General features: G+C 71.7%; 14 protein-coding genes and 1 tRNA gene. 11 read left to right on the top strand and 4 right to left on the bottom strand.

The window, feature by feature from the left end:
• Nucleotides 1–38 precede the first annotated feature (38 nt).
• Nucleotides 39–1,694 carry a copper resistance CopC/CopD family protein gene (locus tag ACWEOZ_RS12555; protein WP_451910831.1) on the bottom strand — a complete coding sequence of 552 codons (1,656 nt, stop codon included), beginning with the start codon at nucleotides 1,692–1,694 and terminating at the stop codon, nucleotides 39–41.
• 270 nt (nucleotides 1,695–1,964) lie between these two features.
• On the opposite strand from ACWEOZ_RS12555, the gene ACWEOZ_RS12560 reads away from it, so the two are divergent.
• From ACWEOZ_RS12560 to ACWEOZ_RS12600, 9 genes are all read left to right on the top strand, one after another.
• Nucleotides 1,965–2,504 (top strand): sigma-70 family RNA polymerase sigma factor, encoded by a 540-nt coding sequence (locus ACWEOZ_RS12560; protein ID WP_451910832.1) that lies wholly within the window; start codon nucleotides 1,965–1,967, stop codon nucleotides 2,502–2,504.
• 92 nt (nucleotides 2,505–2,596) lie between these two features.
• Complete coding sequence (locus tag ACWEOZ_RS12565; RefSeq protein ID WP_451910833.1) at nucleotides 2,597–3,088, top strand: MauE/DoxX family redox-associated membrane protein; 492 nt, start codon at nucleotides 2,597–2,599, stop codon at nucleotides 3,086–3,088.
• A complete protein-coding gene (locus ACWEOZ_RS12570) occupies nucleotides 3,085–3,810 on the top strand; it encodes a DsbA family protein (protein ID WP_451910834.1) in 726 nt (241 codons plus the stop codon). Before ACWEOZ_RS12565 ends, ACWEOZ_RS12570 begins: the two co-directional genes overlap by 4 nt.
• Nucleotides 3,807–4,793 (top strand): hypothetical protein, encoded by a 987-nt coding sequence (locus tag ACWEOZ_RS12575; protein WP_451910835.1) that lies wholly within the window; start codon nucleotides 3,807–3,809, stop codon nucleotides 4,791–4,793. The genes ACWEOZ_RS12570 and ACWEOZ_RS12575 overlap by 4 nt, the downstream gene beginning before the upstream one ends.
• The gene (gene bcp / locus ACWEOZ_RS12580) at nucleotides 4,786–5,256 is read left to right on the top strand and encodes a thioredoxin-dependent thiol peroxidase (RefSeq protein ID WP_451910836.1); all 471 of its coding nucleotides are present in this window, start codon (nucleotides 4,786–4,788) and stop codon (nucleotides 5,254–5,256) included. The genes ACWEOZ_RS12575 and bcp overlap by 8 nt, the downstream gene beginning before the upstream one ends.
• Nucleotides 5,257–5,337: 81 nt before the next feature.
• Nucleotides 5,338–6,987, top strand: coding sequence for a methyl-accepting chemotaxis protein (locus ACWEOZ_RS12585; RefSeq protein ID WP_451910837.1), 1,650 nt, complete (start codon nucleotides 5,338–5,340; stop codon nucleotides 6,985–6,987).
• 219 nt (nucleotides 6,988–7,206) lie between these two features.
• Nucleotides 7,207–8,106: a hypothetical protein gene (locus ACWEOZ_RS12590; protein WP_451910838.1), complete on the top strand. Its 900-nt coding sequence runs from the start codon at nucleotides 7,207–7,209 to the stop codon at nucleotides 8,104–8,106.
• Nucleotides 8,107–8,158: 52 nt separating this feature from the next.
• Nucleotides 8,159–8,241: transfer RNA gene (locus ACWEOZ_RS12595), tRNA-Leu, on the top strand.
• Between the two features lie 69 nt (nucleotides 8,242–8,310).
• Nucleotides 8,311–8,889, top strand: a complete 579-nt coding sequence (locus ACWEOZ_RS12600; protein ID WP_451910839.1) for an N-acetyltransferase family protein — start codon at nucleotides 8,311–8,313, stop codon at nucleotides 8,887–8,889.
• On the opposite strand, the gene ACWEOZ_RS12605 is transcribed toward ACWEOZ_RS12600, so the two are convergent.
• Genes ACWEOZ_RS12605 through ACWEOZ_RS12615 form a run of 3 tightly spaced genes read right to left on the bottom strand, consistent with a single transcriptional unit; the run spans nucleotide 8,826 to nucleotide 11,556 of the window.
• On the bottom strand, nucleotides 8,826–9,761 hold the full coding sequence (locus ACWEOZ_RS12605; protein WP_451910840.1) for an expansin EXLX1 family cellulose-binding protein: 936 nt from the start codon (nucleotides 9,759–9,761) through the stop codon (nucleotides 8,826–8,828). The two genes, ACWEOZ_RS12600 and ACWEOZ_RS12605, sit on opposite strands and share 64 nt — an antisense overlap.
• A 43-nt stretch (nucleotides 9,762–9,804) precedes the next feature.
• Nucleotides 9,805–10,608: an MOSC domain-containing protein gene (locus ACWEOZ_RS12610; protein ID WP_451910841.1), complete on the bottom strand. Its 804-nt coding sequence runs from the start codon at nucleotides 10,606–10,608 to the stop codon at nucleotides 9,805–9,807.
• Nucleotides 10,609–10,647: 39 nt separating this feature from the next.
• Nucleotides 10,648–11,556: a DMT family transporter gene (locus ACWEOZ_RS12615; protein ID WP_451910842.1), complete on the bottom strand. Its 909-nt coding sequence runs from the start codon at nucleotides 11,554–11,556 to the stop codon at nucleotides 10,648–10,650.
• Here ACWEOZ_RS12615 and ACWEOZ_RS12620 point away from each other — a divergent pair.
• On the top strand, nucleotides 11,555–12,967 hold the full coding sequence (locus tag ACWEOZ_RS12620; RefSeq protein WP_451910843.1) for an aminotransferase-like domain-containing protein: 1,413 nt from the start codon (nucleotides 11,555–11,557) through the stop codon (nucleotides 12,965–12,967). The two genes, ACWEOZ_RS12615 and ACWEOZ_RS12620, sit on opposite strands and share 2 nt — an antisense overlap.
• A gap of 134 nt (nucleotides 12,968–13,101) precedes the next feature.
• On the top strand, nucleotides 13,102–14,523 hold the full coding sequence (locus ACWEOZ_RS12625) for a WGR domain-containing protein (protein ID WP_451910844.1): 1,422 nt from the start codon (nucleotides 13,102–13,104) through the stop codon (nucleotides 14,521–14,523).
• Nucleotides 14,524–14,549: the final 26 nt, after the last annotated feature.

Here is a 14,549-nt window from a genome sequence, read left to right on the forward strand (position 1 = left end):
GTCCGCGGGTGCGGACCGGGCCATCGGGAGAGCGGGCGTCAGGAGATCTTGGCGGTCATCGTCAGGGTGGACTGGTCGATGTCGCTCGTGCGTACGGTGAACTTCAACGTCCAGTCCCCCGCGGCCGGCAGCGCGATGTCCCCGATCGCGTGGAAGTCGGTGATCCGCAGCAGCGGCACCTCGATCGGCTCGATCCCCTTGGCCGGCAGCGCGGCCGTGGCCGTCCACTCGACGACCGGCAGCGGTTTGTTGTCCGGCGTGTACGCGTACAGGTGCAGCGAATTGTTGCCCACGGTCGCCGGGAACACGTCCACCTGCAACGACACCGATTTGTCGGTGATCGTTTGCGAGATGGTCGTCGACGTGGTGGCACTCTCCGCCGCGCTGGCCGTCCGCGGCGGCGGGATCTGGACCAGCGCCGCCGTGACCCCCAGCACCACCGCGGTGACCGCGAGCTCGGCCACCACGATCTTGCGCAGCAGCCCGGGCCCGGTCTCGGCGGTCCGGCTGCGGACCAGCCGCCGCGAGACCGCCGCCATGCCGATCACCACCGCGGCCAGCCCGATCTTGACCAGGATCAACCGCCCGTACGTGCTGTCGTAGAGCCCCTTGAAGGAGGCGACCTCGATCAGCGCCTGCACCGAGCCCGCGATGATCAGCGCGGCCACCGCGGTCGCGGCCCAGCGCGACCAGATCGGCAGGATCGCGCCCAGCTCACGCTCGTTGGCCCGGCGCAGCAGGAAGCCGACCAGCATGACCAGCCCGCCGAGCCAGACCGACATCGCGGCCAGGTGGATCGCGTCGACGACCACGGACACCCCGGCCACCGGGGACGCCGTCGGGTGCCCGGTCAGCGGCCAGGTGGCCAGCGCCGCCACGCCCAGGACGCCGAGCAGGGCCAGGTCGGCCTTCGACTCCCCGCCCTCGCCGCGCAGCAGCGGGCGCAGCAGGAAGCCGGCCGCCACGATCACCCCGAGCCGGACCAGCATCACCGCGCCGAACGTGCTGCCCAGCACGTCCTGCAGGTCGTCGCCGGAGACCCCGAACAGCCCGCTGCCCGTCGTGTACGGCGCTTGCAGCCACAGGGCCAGCACCGTGCTGCCGAGCACCAGGCCGACACCGGTCCAGACCAGCCGGGACGCGCCCTGCCGGGACAGCCGGTGCGGCCACAGCAGGGCCAGCACCAGCACCGGGCCGACGAGCAGCACCAGGCCGGCGTACCCCAGGTATTTGCCGACCGGGATCAGGGCCCGCACCACCGGGTCGACCGAATCGGCGGCCGCGGACTCCGTCGGCGGGGTGGAGGCGGCGCCGACCGAGAAGGTCAGGCTGCCCGCGACGGGGTGGCTGTCCGCCGAGACGACCCGGTAGCTCACCAGGTAGGTGCCCCGGCCGCCGCCTGCGCGCAGCGGGACGGTGACCGTGCCGCCCGCGGCCTGCGGTTCGCCCTGGTCGGCGCGGCTGCCGTCCGGGGACAGCACCTGGATCTTGCCGGAGACCAGCTGGACGGACTCACTGAAGGTGAGCGTGACCTTGTTGGGGGCGTCGGGCACGATCGTGCCGTTCGCCGGGTCGCTGCCCACCAGGGCGGCGTGCGCGCTGGCCGGCGTGGTCGGCCCGAGCAGCACGCAGAACAATCCGACCAGCAGCCCGGCCGCCGCGGCGACCAGCCGCCGTCCCCGCCCGGCCCGCACCGCCGGCCCCGACCGGGCGGACGAGCCGGCAGAGGCGGTCCGGCCGGGGGGCCCGCCGGCAACCGCGCGGGCTCGCCGGAGTCGGTCAATTGCGCCGGGTCGATCAACGGTCATGCGGGCAATGCTCCCCGATGGCTCGGCGGCCCCCGCACCAAGGTCGCGGCACAGGCCCGCGGCGGGCGGAAACGTGAGGACAGGAGGTTGTCGTCGGCACGGGGTCGATAGTTCCCGGAACCTCTGACATTTTCCTCCGGCGTACCATCTCCGGTTGTGACAGCGGCCGACCCCCTCACCGCGCTCGCCCTGGCCGCCCGGGGCGGCGACGCGGACGCGCAGGCCGCGCTCGTGCGCGGCACCCAGGCCGAGGTGTGGCGGTTCACCGCCGCGCTGGTGGATCCCGGCGCCGCCGACGATCTCACCCAGGAGACCTATCTGCGCGCCTTCAAGGCGCTGCCCGGCTTCGAGGGCCGGGCGACTGTCCGCACCTGGCTGCTCGGCATCGCCCGGCGCACCTGCGCCGACCACCTGCGGGCCGTGGTGCGCCGGCGCCGGCTCGACGCCCGGCTGGCCGCGCAGGCCTGGGCCGATGTGCCGCGCCAGCCGGATCCCGCGCACCGGCTCGGGGCCACCGACCTGCTGAGCCGGCTCGGCGAGGAACGTCGCACCGCGTTCGTGCTCACCCAGGTGCTCGGCATGTCCTACGCCGAGGCCGCGGAGGTCGAAGAGGTTCCGGTGGGCACCATCCGCTCCCGGGTCGCCCGGGCCCGCGAGGAACTGGTCGCCGCGGTCGCCGCCGCCCAGGCCAGCTGATCATTCAGGGACTTTCGGCCCATCACACAGCAAACCCCCAGGCGGTAGGACGGAACCAGGCGGCGCCGAGCGCCGACTAAGGGGGCGTGAGCATGGAGATCGGGCAGTCCGCCCGCACGACGAACGGCCGGCTGTGGATCTCCACGGCGGCCCGGCTGGGTCTGGCCGCGGTATGGCTGGTCGCCGGCGGGCTCAAGGTCGGTGACCTGGCCGCGTCGGGCCGGGCGGTGAACGCCTACCAGCTCTTCCCGTACGAGGTGGCGAAGGTCATCGGGGCGGCCCAGCCGTTCCTGGAGATCGCCCTCGGCCTGCTGCTGCTGGCCGGGCTCGCGGTGCGGCTCAGCGCCGGCATCTCCGCCGGCCTGCTGGTGATCTTCATCGCCGGCATCGTCTCCGCGTGGGCGCGCGGTCTGCAGATCGACTGCGGCTGCTTCAGCACGGGCGGGGAGCTGGGCGCGGGGCAGACGCCGCAGTACACGTGGGATCTCGTCCGGGACGCCGGTTTCCTGCTGCTCGCCGGGCTTCTGCTGTGGCGGCCGCGGACCCGCTACTCGATCGATGGTGTCCTGATGGGAGAACAGTGAGCGGCAACCGAGACAGGGCGAAAGCCAAGCGCGTCGTCCAGGAGCAGCTGGCCAAGGAACGGCGCCGCCGGGTCACCCTCTGGACCAGCCTCGGCGTCGTGGTCCTGCTGGTCGTCGTCGGCCTGGTCGGCTGGGGCGTGGCGGCGAACCAGGAGAGCGACAAGACGGCCGGCCTGACCACGCCGAGCGTGGCGGTCGACGACGGTACGGCCTTCGCGGTCGGCACCGGCCCCGTGAAGATCGACATCTACGAGGACTTCATCTGTCCCGCCTGCGGCCGGTTCGAGGCCGGCGCGGCGAGCACGATCGACCAGCTCGTCGCCGCGAAGAAGGCGACCGTGCACTACCACCCGATCGCGATCCTGGACCGGGCCTCCAGCACCGAGTATTCGACCCGCTCCGCCGCCGCCTCGGCCGCCGCGGCGCAGGGCGGCAAGTTCGCCGAGTACCACAAGGTGCTGTTCGCCAACCAGCCCGCGGAGGGCAGCGCCGGTCTCACCGACGCCAAGCTGATCGAGCTGGGCAAGTCCGTCGGCCTCACCGACGCCGCGTTCGCCGACGCGATCGACAACGGCACGTACAAGGCGTGGGCCACCAAGGTGACCGACACCGCGGCCGCCCGCGGGGTCAACAGCACCCCGACCGTCATGGTCGGCGGCAAGGCCCTCGAGTCGCCCACGGCGCAGGCCCTGATCGCCGCGGTGGGGGCGGCCGGCGCGTGAGGCGTACCACCCTGTTCGTCGTCGTGCTGGCCGGTGCGTTGCTCGGGCCGGCCGGCCCGGCCTCCGCCCACGGCGGTGAGGGCCCGGACGCGACCGCGTACCGCACCGAGGTGACCGGGCTCAGCCCGGCCGAGCCCGGGCTGAGCGTCCGGATCGTCGAGGCCGGCGCGCGGCTGGAGCTGGTCAACGGCACCGGCCGTACGGTCGAGGTGCTCGGTTACCAGGAGGAGCCCTACCTGGAGGTACGGCCCGACGGCACGTACGAGAACGTGAACTCGCCGGCCGCGTACACGAACCGGACCCTCGACGGCGACACCCCGGTGCCCGCCGGCGCCTCCCCCACCGCCGCCCCGCAGTGGCGCCGCGTCTCCACCAGCACCACCGTGCGCTGGCACGACCAGCGCACCCGCTGGCTCGACGACGAACTGCCGCCGCAGGCGCAGGCCGACCCGTCCCGCAGCCACAAGATCAACGACTGGGTCGTGCCGCTGCGCGACGGCGTGCGCACGGTCGAGGTCCGCGGCACCCTGACCTGGGAGCCGCCACCCCCGGCCGGGCTGTGGTGGGCCGGCGCGCTCGCCCTGGCGGCCGGCCTGACGGCCCTGGGCCGGCGCCACACCCGGCTGCTGGGACCGGTCGCGCTGGTCGCGGGCACGATCACCCTGGGGTACGCGGTGACGCGGATGAGCCTCGGCGCGGGCGGCCAGACCCCGGCGATCGTGGCGGCGCTGCTGACCGTGGCCGCGGGCGTGCTGACCCTGCGCGGCCGTACGCCGTTCCTGCTGGCCCTGGCCGGGGCGCTGCTGACCGTCTTCGGCGGCCTCGCCGACGCGGGAGTCTTCCGCCAGGCAGTCGTCGCGTTCCCGGGCCCGTCCTGGACCGCCCGGGCCGCCGTGCTGGTCGCGATCGGCACCGGCGTGGCAATGGCGGCGACGGGCGTGCTGCGGCTGCGGGCAACCCCGCTATCTTCGGACCATGACTGAGCGCCTCATCCCGGGAGTCCCGGCCCCCGAGTTCACCCTGCCCACCGACAACGGCGACACCCTGACGCTGAAGGACCTCCGCGGCCGCAAGGTCATCCTGTACGTGTACCCGGCGGCGATGACCCCCGGCTGCACCACGCAGGCCTGCGACTTCCGCGACTCACTGGGCTCGCTGCAGGCGGCCGGCTACGAGGTCGTCGGCATCTCCCCCGACGCCCCGGCCAAACTGGCCAAGTTCCGCGAACGCGACGCGATCACCTTCCCGCTGGTCAGCGACCAGGACAAGAGCGTGCTGACCGCGTACGGCGCCTTCGGCGAGAAGACCATGTACGGCAAGACGGTGACCGGCGTCATCCGCTCCACGTTCGTCATCGACGAGGACGGCGCCATCGAGCACGCCTTCTACAACGTCAAGGCCACCGGGCACGTCGCCAAGCTGCGCCGGGATCTCGGTATCGACTGACTTTCGCGGCAAACTTCGCGGATGCTGAGGGCCGGTGCCGATTAGAGCGGCACCTGTCGTCCATCCCTCCGGAGACCGTCGATGCCGCTCGCCAAGCCCCGCCGCCCCCGCACCCGGCCCTCCTCCGGCGAGAAGGGCCAGGGCGGCGGCCCACTGCGGAACCTGCGGGTGTCGCAGAAGCTCTTCGCCTCCTTCGGCGTGCTCAGCCTGCTCGTCATCGCGGTCGGGCTGACCGGCCTGGCCCAGCTGCGCGGCTCCGGCAACCGGCTCGAAACCATGTACCAGGAGAACGTGCAGGCCATCGCCCGGCTCGGCGAGGTCCGCGCCGACGTCCAGCAGGCCACCTCACTGTCCGCCAAGCTGATCCTGCGTTCCCCGCTGGCCGACGTCAGCAACGTGCAGATGGCGATCCAACGGCTCGACAGCGACATCGACACCACCTGGGCGGCGTACACGGCCAACCCGGCCGACGGCACCGAGACCGACCGCGGCGCCTTCGCCGCCGGCCTGGCCGAATACCGCAAGATCCGCGACCAGCAGCTCGTCCCGGCCGCCACCGCCAACAGCCTCGGCACCTACCTGGGCGTGCAGAACAACTACATCGACCCGCTCACCAGCAAGATCACCGTGGCGCTGAACAACCTCGCGAGCATCGAGGACAAAGCCGCCCAGCAGCAGATGGCGGACGCCCGCAGCAACGCCACCATGGCCCGCATCCTGATCCTGGCGCTGATCACCGGCGCGATGGCCTTCGCCGCCGTCATCGCCGTCGTGGTCAGCCGGGCCATCGCCCGCCCGCTCGGCCAGACGGTCAAGGTCCTCGAAGCACTCGCCGAGGGCCGCCTGGACCAGCGCCTCGAGGTCAAGGGCCGCGACGAGGTCGGCCGGATGGGCGAGGCGCTCAACACCGCCCTCGACCGGCTCACCGCGGCCCTGCGCGACATCGGCACCAACGTCACCACGCTCGCCTCCTCCTCGGAGGACCTCACCGGCGTGGCCGGCCGGATGAACGCCTCCGCGGCCCGCTCGGCCGGCCGCGCCCACGCGGTGTCCACGGCCTCCGAGGAGATCAGCGCCAACATCGCGACGGTCTCCGCCGGCGCCGACGAGATCGGCAGCTCGATCACCGAGATCGCCCGCAGCACCTCCGACGCGGCCGACGTGGCCGGCCAGGCGGTCCGGATCTCCGGCGAGGCCGACGCGATCCTCCGCAAACTCGGCGAATCCTCGGCCGAGATCGTCTCGGTCATCAAAATCATCACCGGGATCGCGGCCCAGACCAACCTGCTGGCCCTGAACGCGACCATCGAAGCGGCCCGCGCCGGCGAGATGGGCAAGGGCTTCGCCGTCGTGGCCGGCGAGGTCAAGGAACTGGCCCAGGAAACCGCCCGGGCCACCGAGGACATCCGCACCCGGGTCGACGCGATCCAGACCGACTCGACCGCGGCCGTCGCCGCCATCGCCGAGATCGGCGCGGTCATCGACCAGATCAACGCCACCCAGACGGCAATCGCGGCGGCGGTCGAAGAGCAGACCGCGACCACCAACGAGATGGGCCGCAACGTGGGCGAGGTGGCCGCCGGCTCCACCGAGATCTCCTCGAACGTGGCCGAGGTCGCCGAAGCAGCGGCCGAGACGACGAGCGCGGCGGCGAACACGGCCGCGGCGGCGGACGAACTCGCCCGGGTGGCCCACGACCTCCAGCAGAGCCTGGCGATGTTCCGCTACTGATCCCTGCGGGGACCGCCATCCCACGGCGGCCGTCATGCGGCTCGATCCGCGAGGCGGCCGCCGTGCCGTGCGGTTTACATCCAGGCGGGTATCCGGCTAGGCTTTACCTGTGACTAGTGGTCGGGCGTTCACCCCGAAGGACCATGCCGCGCCCTCCACACCGGTCAGTGCACCACGTCGACCACCTACCTTTGTCGTCTCAGGTAGGGACAAATCAACATGGCCTACGTCAAGTACACCCGAGAGATGCTGAGCGAGGCGGTCGCCGCCTCGACGTCCATGGCCGGGGTTCTGCGCCACCTCGGCCTCCGGCAGACGGGCGGCGCGCATGCGCACCTGCGTCGCCGGATCGCCAAGTTGAATATCGACACGTCACATTTCCTTGGGTCTGCGCATAATCGTGGGACCCACAGCTTCAACCGGCGTCGCTCCGACCAGATCCTGGTACTTCGCCCCAGCACCGCCGGCAGGGAGAAACCACACGCCTTGCGACGCGCACTCGAAGAAGTCGGCCTGCCGAAGCGCTGCGCCGAGTGCAACCTCGCGGACAGCTGGCGCGGGCGCCAGCTCGTCCTGCACGTCGACCACATCGACGGCCGATTGTGGGATTGCCGCCCGGAGAATCTCCGTTTCCTGTGTCCGAACTGTCACAGCCAGACTGCGACCTACGCCGGCCGCAAAAGCAAACAGCTCTCGGCCGCACTGGTCCAGGTGGACGACAACGGCATCCCGGTCGCCGACGCCCCGCCGCCCCCACCGTTGAGCGAAGCGGATGTGCTCCGCCTGTTGGCGCGAGTCAGCCAGAAAACGATCGGGCCGAGCGAGGCGGCAAGGCTGATCGGCTGCAGCCGGGAACAGGTCTACAGGCTGCAGAAACGCCTGGCAGAGCGGGGCTCGATCGCCACGGCGGCGCGGCAACCCGCCCTCTCCCAGGCCAGCCGCGGCACCGTTCTGGCATTCAGCCTCGCTCATCCCGACCTCGGGCCCAGAAAGATCGCGGCAGCCCTTCGCCGTCCGCCGGCGTCGGTCAGGGTTTCCCCGAGCACCGTCAGCAATGTGCTGACCAGGGCGGGCCTGAGCACCAGGGAGAAGCGGGTTGCGGCAGCCAGGGAGGCCTGACGGCGAACCACCGTCTAGACTCTCCTCACGAATTGCCCATTGGGCAAATCGGGCGGAAGTGGCGGAAAGGTAGACGCGTCAGGTTTAGGTCCTGATATCTGAAAGGGTGTGCGGGTTCGAATCCCGCCTTCCGCACCGTGTGGTGCCGCGCACCATCCTGTCGCCCGTCGGTTTCCTCAGATCGGCGGGCACAAGGATGACCTCATGTCCCTGTCCTTCGTGCTCGATCCGCCGTTGACCGATGCGCTGCGGGCGGAAATCCTCGCGCTCTGGACCGAGGTCACCAATGCCGGCGGCGCTGTCGGTTTTGTCGCTCCGGTCCGCCAGGATGACGTACGGCCGGTCGCCGAGACCGCCCTGGCCGGCGTAGCCGGGGGCGTCGACCGGCTGCTCATCGGCGTCGACGGCGGCCGCCTGGTCGCCCTGCTCTTCATCGCCGACAACCGGTTCGCGCTCAAGGCGCACTGGCGGGTCCTCAAGCGCGTCATGGTCCGGCCCGGCAGTCAGCGCCGTGGCTACGGCGCCGCCCTCATGCGGGAGGCCGCCGCCGTCGCGTCGGAGCTCGGCCTCGCCGGTCTTCAGGTCACCGTACGGGACGGGCACGGGCTGGACGGTTTCTACCGCCGGCTCGGTTATCGCGAGGTCGGCCGCATCCCGGGTGCGCTGCGCATCGCCCCAGGGGACGACCGGGATGAGCTGCTCATGTGGCTGGCGCTGGGTCAGCCGCAGGATGCCGCTTTCACGGCCGGTTCCGCCGCGGCCAGTGCCACGTCGCCGGCCTGATCGGGGGCGGCTTCGGTTGCTTCGAGCACCGGGGCCGGCGCGGCCGACGAGGTTGTGACGCTCGGGGACGGCGAGGCCTTCTTCGGCTTGGGGGACGGCGTTGCTTTCTTCTTGGCCGGCTTCGGCGCTGATGCGACGGTGGTGCTGGTGCCGTTGGCGAAGCGTACCGATGTGGTCTGCTTCTTCTGCGGAAGCAGTTTGATGTTCTTCGCCGTGATGGTCTTGCCGTAGATGTCGGTCATCTTGATCTGAAACGGGCCGCTGCCCATCCGGCCGTCGATGATCCAGACGTTGTAGTCCTCCTGCTTCGCGGCTTTGAAGCTGCCGCCCGGGCCCTTGGCCGACACCGACTTGATGGCGTTGGAGTGGTTGTCGATGCTGATCGCCCAGTAGTACTGCGATGTGCCTTCGACGAAGGTGATGCTCAGCGGGCCGGGGGCGGGGGCGTTCGGCACGGTCTTGTAGGTGATCGGGATGATGCCGTCGATCTCCTTGCCGATCTTCTTGAACGCCGTGCGGCTCAGGTCGAGGTGACCGACCGGGCATTCGGGGCACGAGTCGAAGACCTTGACCCGGACTTTGCCCTTGGGGCCGGTGACGTCGATGTAGCTGCCGCACGCCGCCGCGCCTGAGTATTCGCCTTTGCCCAGGGCCACGTACAGGTCGTCGGCCGGGGTTTTGGTCGAGCAGTTGCCCTGGGTGCCGGCGAGGTCGTAGAACGTCGCTTTGCCGGTGTGCTTGGCGCTGCTCGGTGGCGCCGCGCACGCGGGGTCGCTGTGCTGCAGCAGCAGGGCGACGCCGAGGACGCCGGCGAGCAGCACGGCGCCGCCGGTGGCGAGCCAGCGGGGGGCGAGGAGGCGGTGAGCAGTCACGTTGACGCATCCTTCGCGGCTGCGGCACCTGCGGGCAACTCTCCTAAGACAGAGCTAAGGAAGACTCCCCCACCCGGATGACTTCGGTCTCACCTGGGGTGATGTCGGGGATGAGGTTGATGCCGAAGAGCAGGCCGTCGGCGTAGCGGCGGTGCCGGCCGAGGGCGCGCAGCGGTTGCCGGCCCACTTCGCCGGTCTCCTGATCGACGGTGGTGACTACGCAGCGGCTGCACGACTTGGCGGCGCGGAAGGTGGTGCCGCCGAGCTGGAGGCGGTGGCCGAGCCAGTCGTCCTCGGCCCAGGGGCGGGCGCCGGTGATGACGACGTTGGGCCGGAAGCGGGTCATCGGCACGGGTTCGTCGCCGGCTTCGAGCAGCCAGTCGTTGACGGCGTCGAGGGAGGCGGTGCTGGTGAGCAGCAGCGGGTAGCCGTCGGCGAAGCTGACCCGGTCGCCGGGCTGGGCGTGGGTCTGGATCGGCCGCACGCTGGTGTCGGCGAGCCAGGCGAGCCGGGCCGGGCGGCCGAGGAAGCCGGAGATGAAGTCGGTGGCGGCCGGGGCGAGCCGGGCGGTCAGTGGCGGTTTGGAGCTGAAGACGCGCAGGGTCTCCTTGGGGCCGTCCTCGGGTTCGGCGACGTCGAAACCGTTGAGCAGCAGGCCGCCGGGGCGGGGCACGGCGTGCAGGCCGGTGAGCGCGGGGGCCTGGCGCTGGGTGATGCCGACCCCGTCGGGGTCGATGATCATCCAGCGGCGGTCGCCGGCGAGACCCCACGGTTCGACTCGCGCCGCGTCGTGGTCGAGGCGGTGACAACCTTTGACGGGGTACGTGTGCAGCGAGCTGATCCGCATCCGCCCAGCGTAGGCGTGGTTGCGTGAGAGCGCCGCCCGTCAGCGCCCGCTGAGGCGTACGCGGACCGCGCTCGCCGCGCAGAGCACCACCACGAGGCCGCCGACGAGCGTGGCCGCGGAGAGGTGTTCGCGCAGCAGCAGGCCCGCCCAGGCGATGGTCAGTACGGGCTGGATGAGCTGGACCTGGCTGACCTGGGCCATCGGTCCGACGGCCAGCCCGTGGTACCAGGCGAAGAAGCCGAGGAACATGCTGACCACTGCCAGGTACGCGAAGGCGGCCCACTGTGCCGGTGTCGCCTGCGGGGTTTGCCGTACGGCGGAGAGCGCGGCCAGCGTGAGCATCAGCGGTGCGCAGACCACGAGCGCCCACGAGACCGTCTGCCAGGCGCCCAGTTCGCGGGCGAGGAGGCCACCTTCGGCGTACCCGATGGCGGCGGACAGCACCGCGCCGAACAGGAGCAGGTCGCTCCAGTGCAGCCGGCCCAGGTTTCCGCCCTGTACGGAGGCGAAGCCGAGCGCGGCGGCCGCGCCGAGGCCGGCGGCGGCCCAGAAGGCGGACGGTGGGCGTTCGTGGCCGCGGATCACGGCCAGGGCCGCGGTCGCGGCAGGCAGGACGGCGATGACCACAGCGCTGTGGCCGGCCGGGGCGGTGGTGAGGGCGTACGAGGTCAGCAGGGGGAAGCCCACCACGACGCCGCCGCCGACCACCGCCAGCCGCCACCATTGCGCGCCGCGGGGCAGGCGCTGGCGGGTGACGATCAGTGCGACCGCCGCCAGGCCGGCCGCGACCACCGCCCGCCCCGAGCCGATGAACAGGGGTGAGAGCCCGCCGACCGCCACCCGGGTGAACGGGACGGTGAAGGAGAAGGCCGCAACGCCGAGCAGTCCCCACCACAGTCCCGATAGCGGTGAGCGGACAATGACGATAGCGCTACTCTGATCCTTCATGAACGACAGTAGCAGTTCGCGCATCATTGAAGATTTGCGGAACTGGATCGCCACGGCGGCGCCGGGCGCCCGGCTGCCGTCCACCCGGGCGCTGGTGGCCCGGCACCAGGCCGGCCCGGTGACGGTGCAGCGCGCGCTGCGCACCCTGCTCGACCAGGGGCTCATCGAGAGCCGGCCCGGCGCCGGCACGTTCGTCCGCGCGGTACGGACGCCCCGCCCGGCCGACTACGGCTGGCAGACCGCCGCCCTTGGTTCGCCCCGGGCCCGGATCCCGGCGATCTCCAGCGCGCTGCGGAGCACCCCGCACGACGTCATCGCCCTGCACGCCGGCTACCCCGATCGTGAGCTGCTGCCGGAACGCCTGGTGCGGTCGGCGCTGACCCGGGCGGCACGGTCCGACGCCGCCGTCTCCCGGCCGCCGGTCGCGGGTCTTCCGGAGCTGCAGTCCTGGTTCGCCCGGGAGCTCGGCGCGGCGACCCCGGCCGGGGTGACGCCGCCGGTGCCGAGCGACGTCATCGTGCTCCCGGGCAGCCAGAGCGGCCTCAGCTCGGTGTTCCGCGCGCTGGTCGGGCCCGGGCAGCCGGTGCTGCTGGAGTCGCCGACGTACTGGGGCGCGATCATCGCCGCGCAGCAGGCCGGCGTACGGGTCGTCCCCGTGCCCAGCGGTCCGGCCGGGCCGGACCCGGACGATCTCGCGCGGGCCTTCGCGGAGACCTCGGCCCGGCTGTTCTACGCGCAGCCGAACTACGCCAACCCGACCGGCGGGCAGTGGCCGGCGGCGCTGCACGACCGGGTGCTGGAGGTGGTCCGGAAGCACCGCGCGTTCCTGGTTGAGGACGACTGGGCGCACGACCTCGCCATCACCGGCATCGCGACCCCGGTCGCCGCCCGCGACGACGGCGGCCACGTCGTCTATCTGCGGTCCCTGACCAAGAGTGTGTCGCCGGCCGTCCGGGTCGCCGCGGTCATCGCCCGCGGCCCGGCCCGCGACCGCATCCTGGCCGACCGCGGCGCCGAGTCGATGTACGTCAGCAGCCTCCTGCAGGCCGCGGCGCTCGACATCGTGACGCAGCCGGCCTGGCAGACCCACCTGCGCGGGCTGCGGCACCAGCTGGGCGCCCGCCGCGACCTGCTGGTCACGGCCGTACGCGAACACGTGCCGCAGGCGGATCTCGAACACGTGCCGGCCGGCGGGCTCAACCTGTGGTTACGCCTGCCTGACGGCACCGACCTCGCCCGGCTGGCGGCCGACTGCGAGACCGCTGGGCTGATCATCGCGCCTGGGAGCGAATGGTTCCCGGCCGAACCGACCGGACCGTACGTGCGGCTGAACTTTGCGGGCCCCAACCCCGCTGCTTTCGCCGAGGGGACCCGCATCCTCGGCCGGGCGCTGGCCGGTCAGCTCGCCTGATCGGCGCGAAGTCTGTAATCGCCGGACGCGACGGCACGCCGGACCGCGGGGCCGGAGTCGACAGTGGACGGAAATTGTCGGACCCGGTCGGTACGGTCCGCACCTCTGCATCCGCACGCCGAAAGGTGGCCCTCATGCCGGCCGACACGACGTACCTCGAGCTCTCCGAAGACAGCGGCAGCGCCCACAAGTTCTATGAGGTGACCGTCGACGGCACTGAGCTGACCATCCGTTTCGGGCGGATCGGTGAGCGGGGTCAGCTGCGGCAGTCGTCCTTCACCAGCCGGGACAGGGCGACGGCTGAGGCGGCCAAGAAGATCGGTGAGAAGGTCCGCAAGGGGTACGCCCCGGCTGTCCCCGGCGGGCGGACGAAACGGGCCGTCTCCCGGCGTCAGATCGTCAGCAGCCGGTCGACCGCCACCCGGGCGCCGGTGCTGTGGCGCTACTCCTCGCACAGTCCGGCGTTCGGCATCTTCGTCGACGACGACGTGTGCATGGTCGGCAACGAGAGCGGGCTGATCACGACGCTGAGCCACGACGCCGAGGTGCTGAGCCAGTTCCGGCTGCCCGAGGGCGTGAAGTGCATCGTCGCCGACGACGGCTGGATCTATGCGGGGTGCGACGACGGCAACGTCTACGACCTGTCCGGCAAGGTGCCCCGGCTGGCGTACCGGATCGCCCCCGAGATCGACATCTACTGGCTGGACATCCACGACGGCGTCCTGGGGGTGTCCGACGCCAACGGTGGCATCTCGGCGATCGACCACGAGAACGAGTTCCTGTGGCAGCGGCCCGGGCGTGGCTCGTCGGCCTGGATGGTGCGGTGCGATCCCCGCGCCGTGCACCACGGTCACTCGGGCGGGGTGACCAGCTACGACTGGCGCACCGGGCGCGAGCTCTGGCACACCCGCACCGGCGCGGTGCTGTTCGGGTGGCAGGAGCGCGACACCCTCTATGCGGGCACCGCCACCCGGCAGGTGGTCGAGCTGGGCAAGGACGGGTCGGCCCGGCAGACGTACCGCTGTGACGCGGCGGTGTATTCGTGTGCCACGGCCGCCGACGGCCGTTACGTCTTCGCCGGTGACAGTGCCTCGTCCATCTACTGCTTCGACGCCGCCGGGACGAGGCTGTGGAAGCTGGGCACGGGCTGCGGCTCGGCGTATTCGATGCAGTACCGCGACGAGCGGCTCTACATCGTGACCACCGACGGTTCCCTGGCGTGCATCGACGCCAGCGAGGAGGCGATCCGGTCCGCGGTCGGCGGCAGCGTCCCCCAGGTCGTCGACGTGAAGGCGCCGCCGCGCATGCCCGCGGTCGTCCCGTCGACCACTGTGGAGATCGTCCACGACGTGGCGGGCGGAGTGGTGGTCGAGTGCGTCGACGAGGGCGGCCGGCTGCGGATCCGCGTCGTGTCGACCGGCTACCACCGCGACTGGCAGGTCCAGTTCCCGAAGGGCATCCGCGAGCGCGGCAGCCGCTACGTCGTGACCGGGATCCGCGAGGCGAGCCGCGGGGGCTTCTACCGGGCGTACGGCGAGATCCGCCGCCTGGTCTAGCGGGCTCGTCAGTTCCGGCGGAAGCC

The sequence above is a fragment of the Actinoplanes sp. NPDC004185 genome (genome assembly GCF_053603475.1).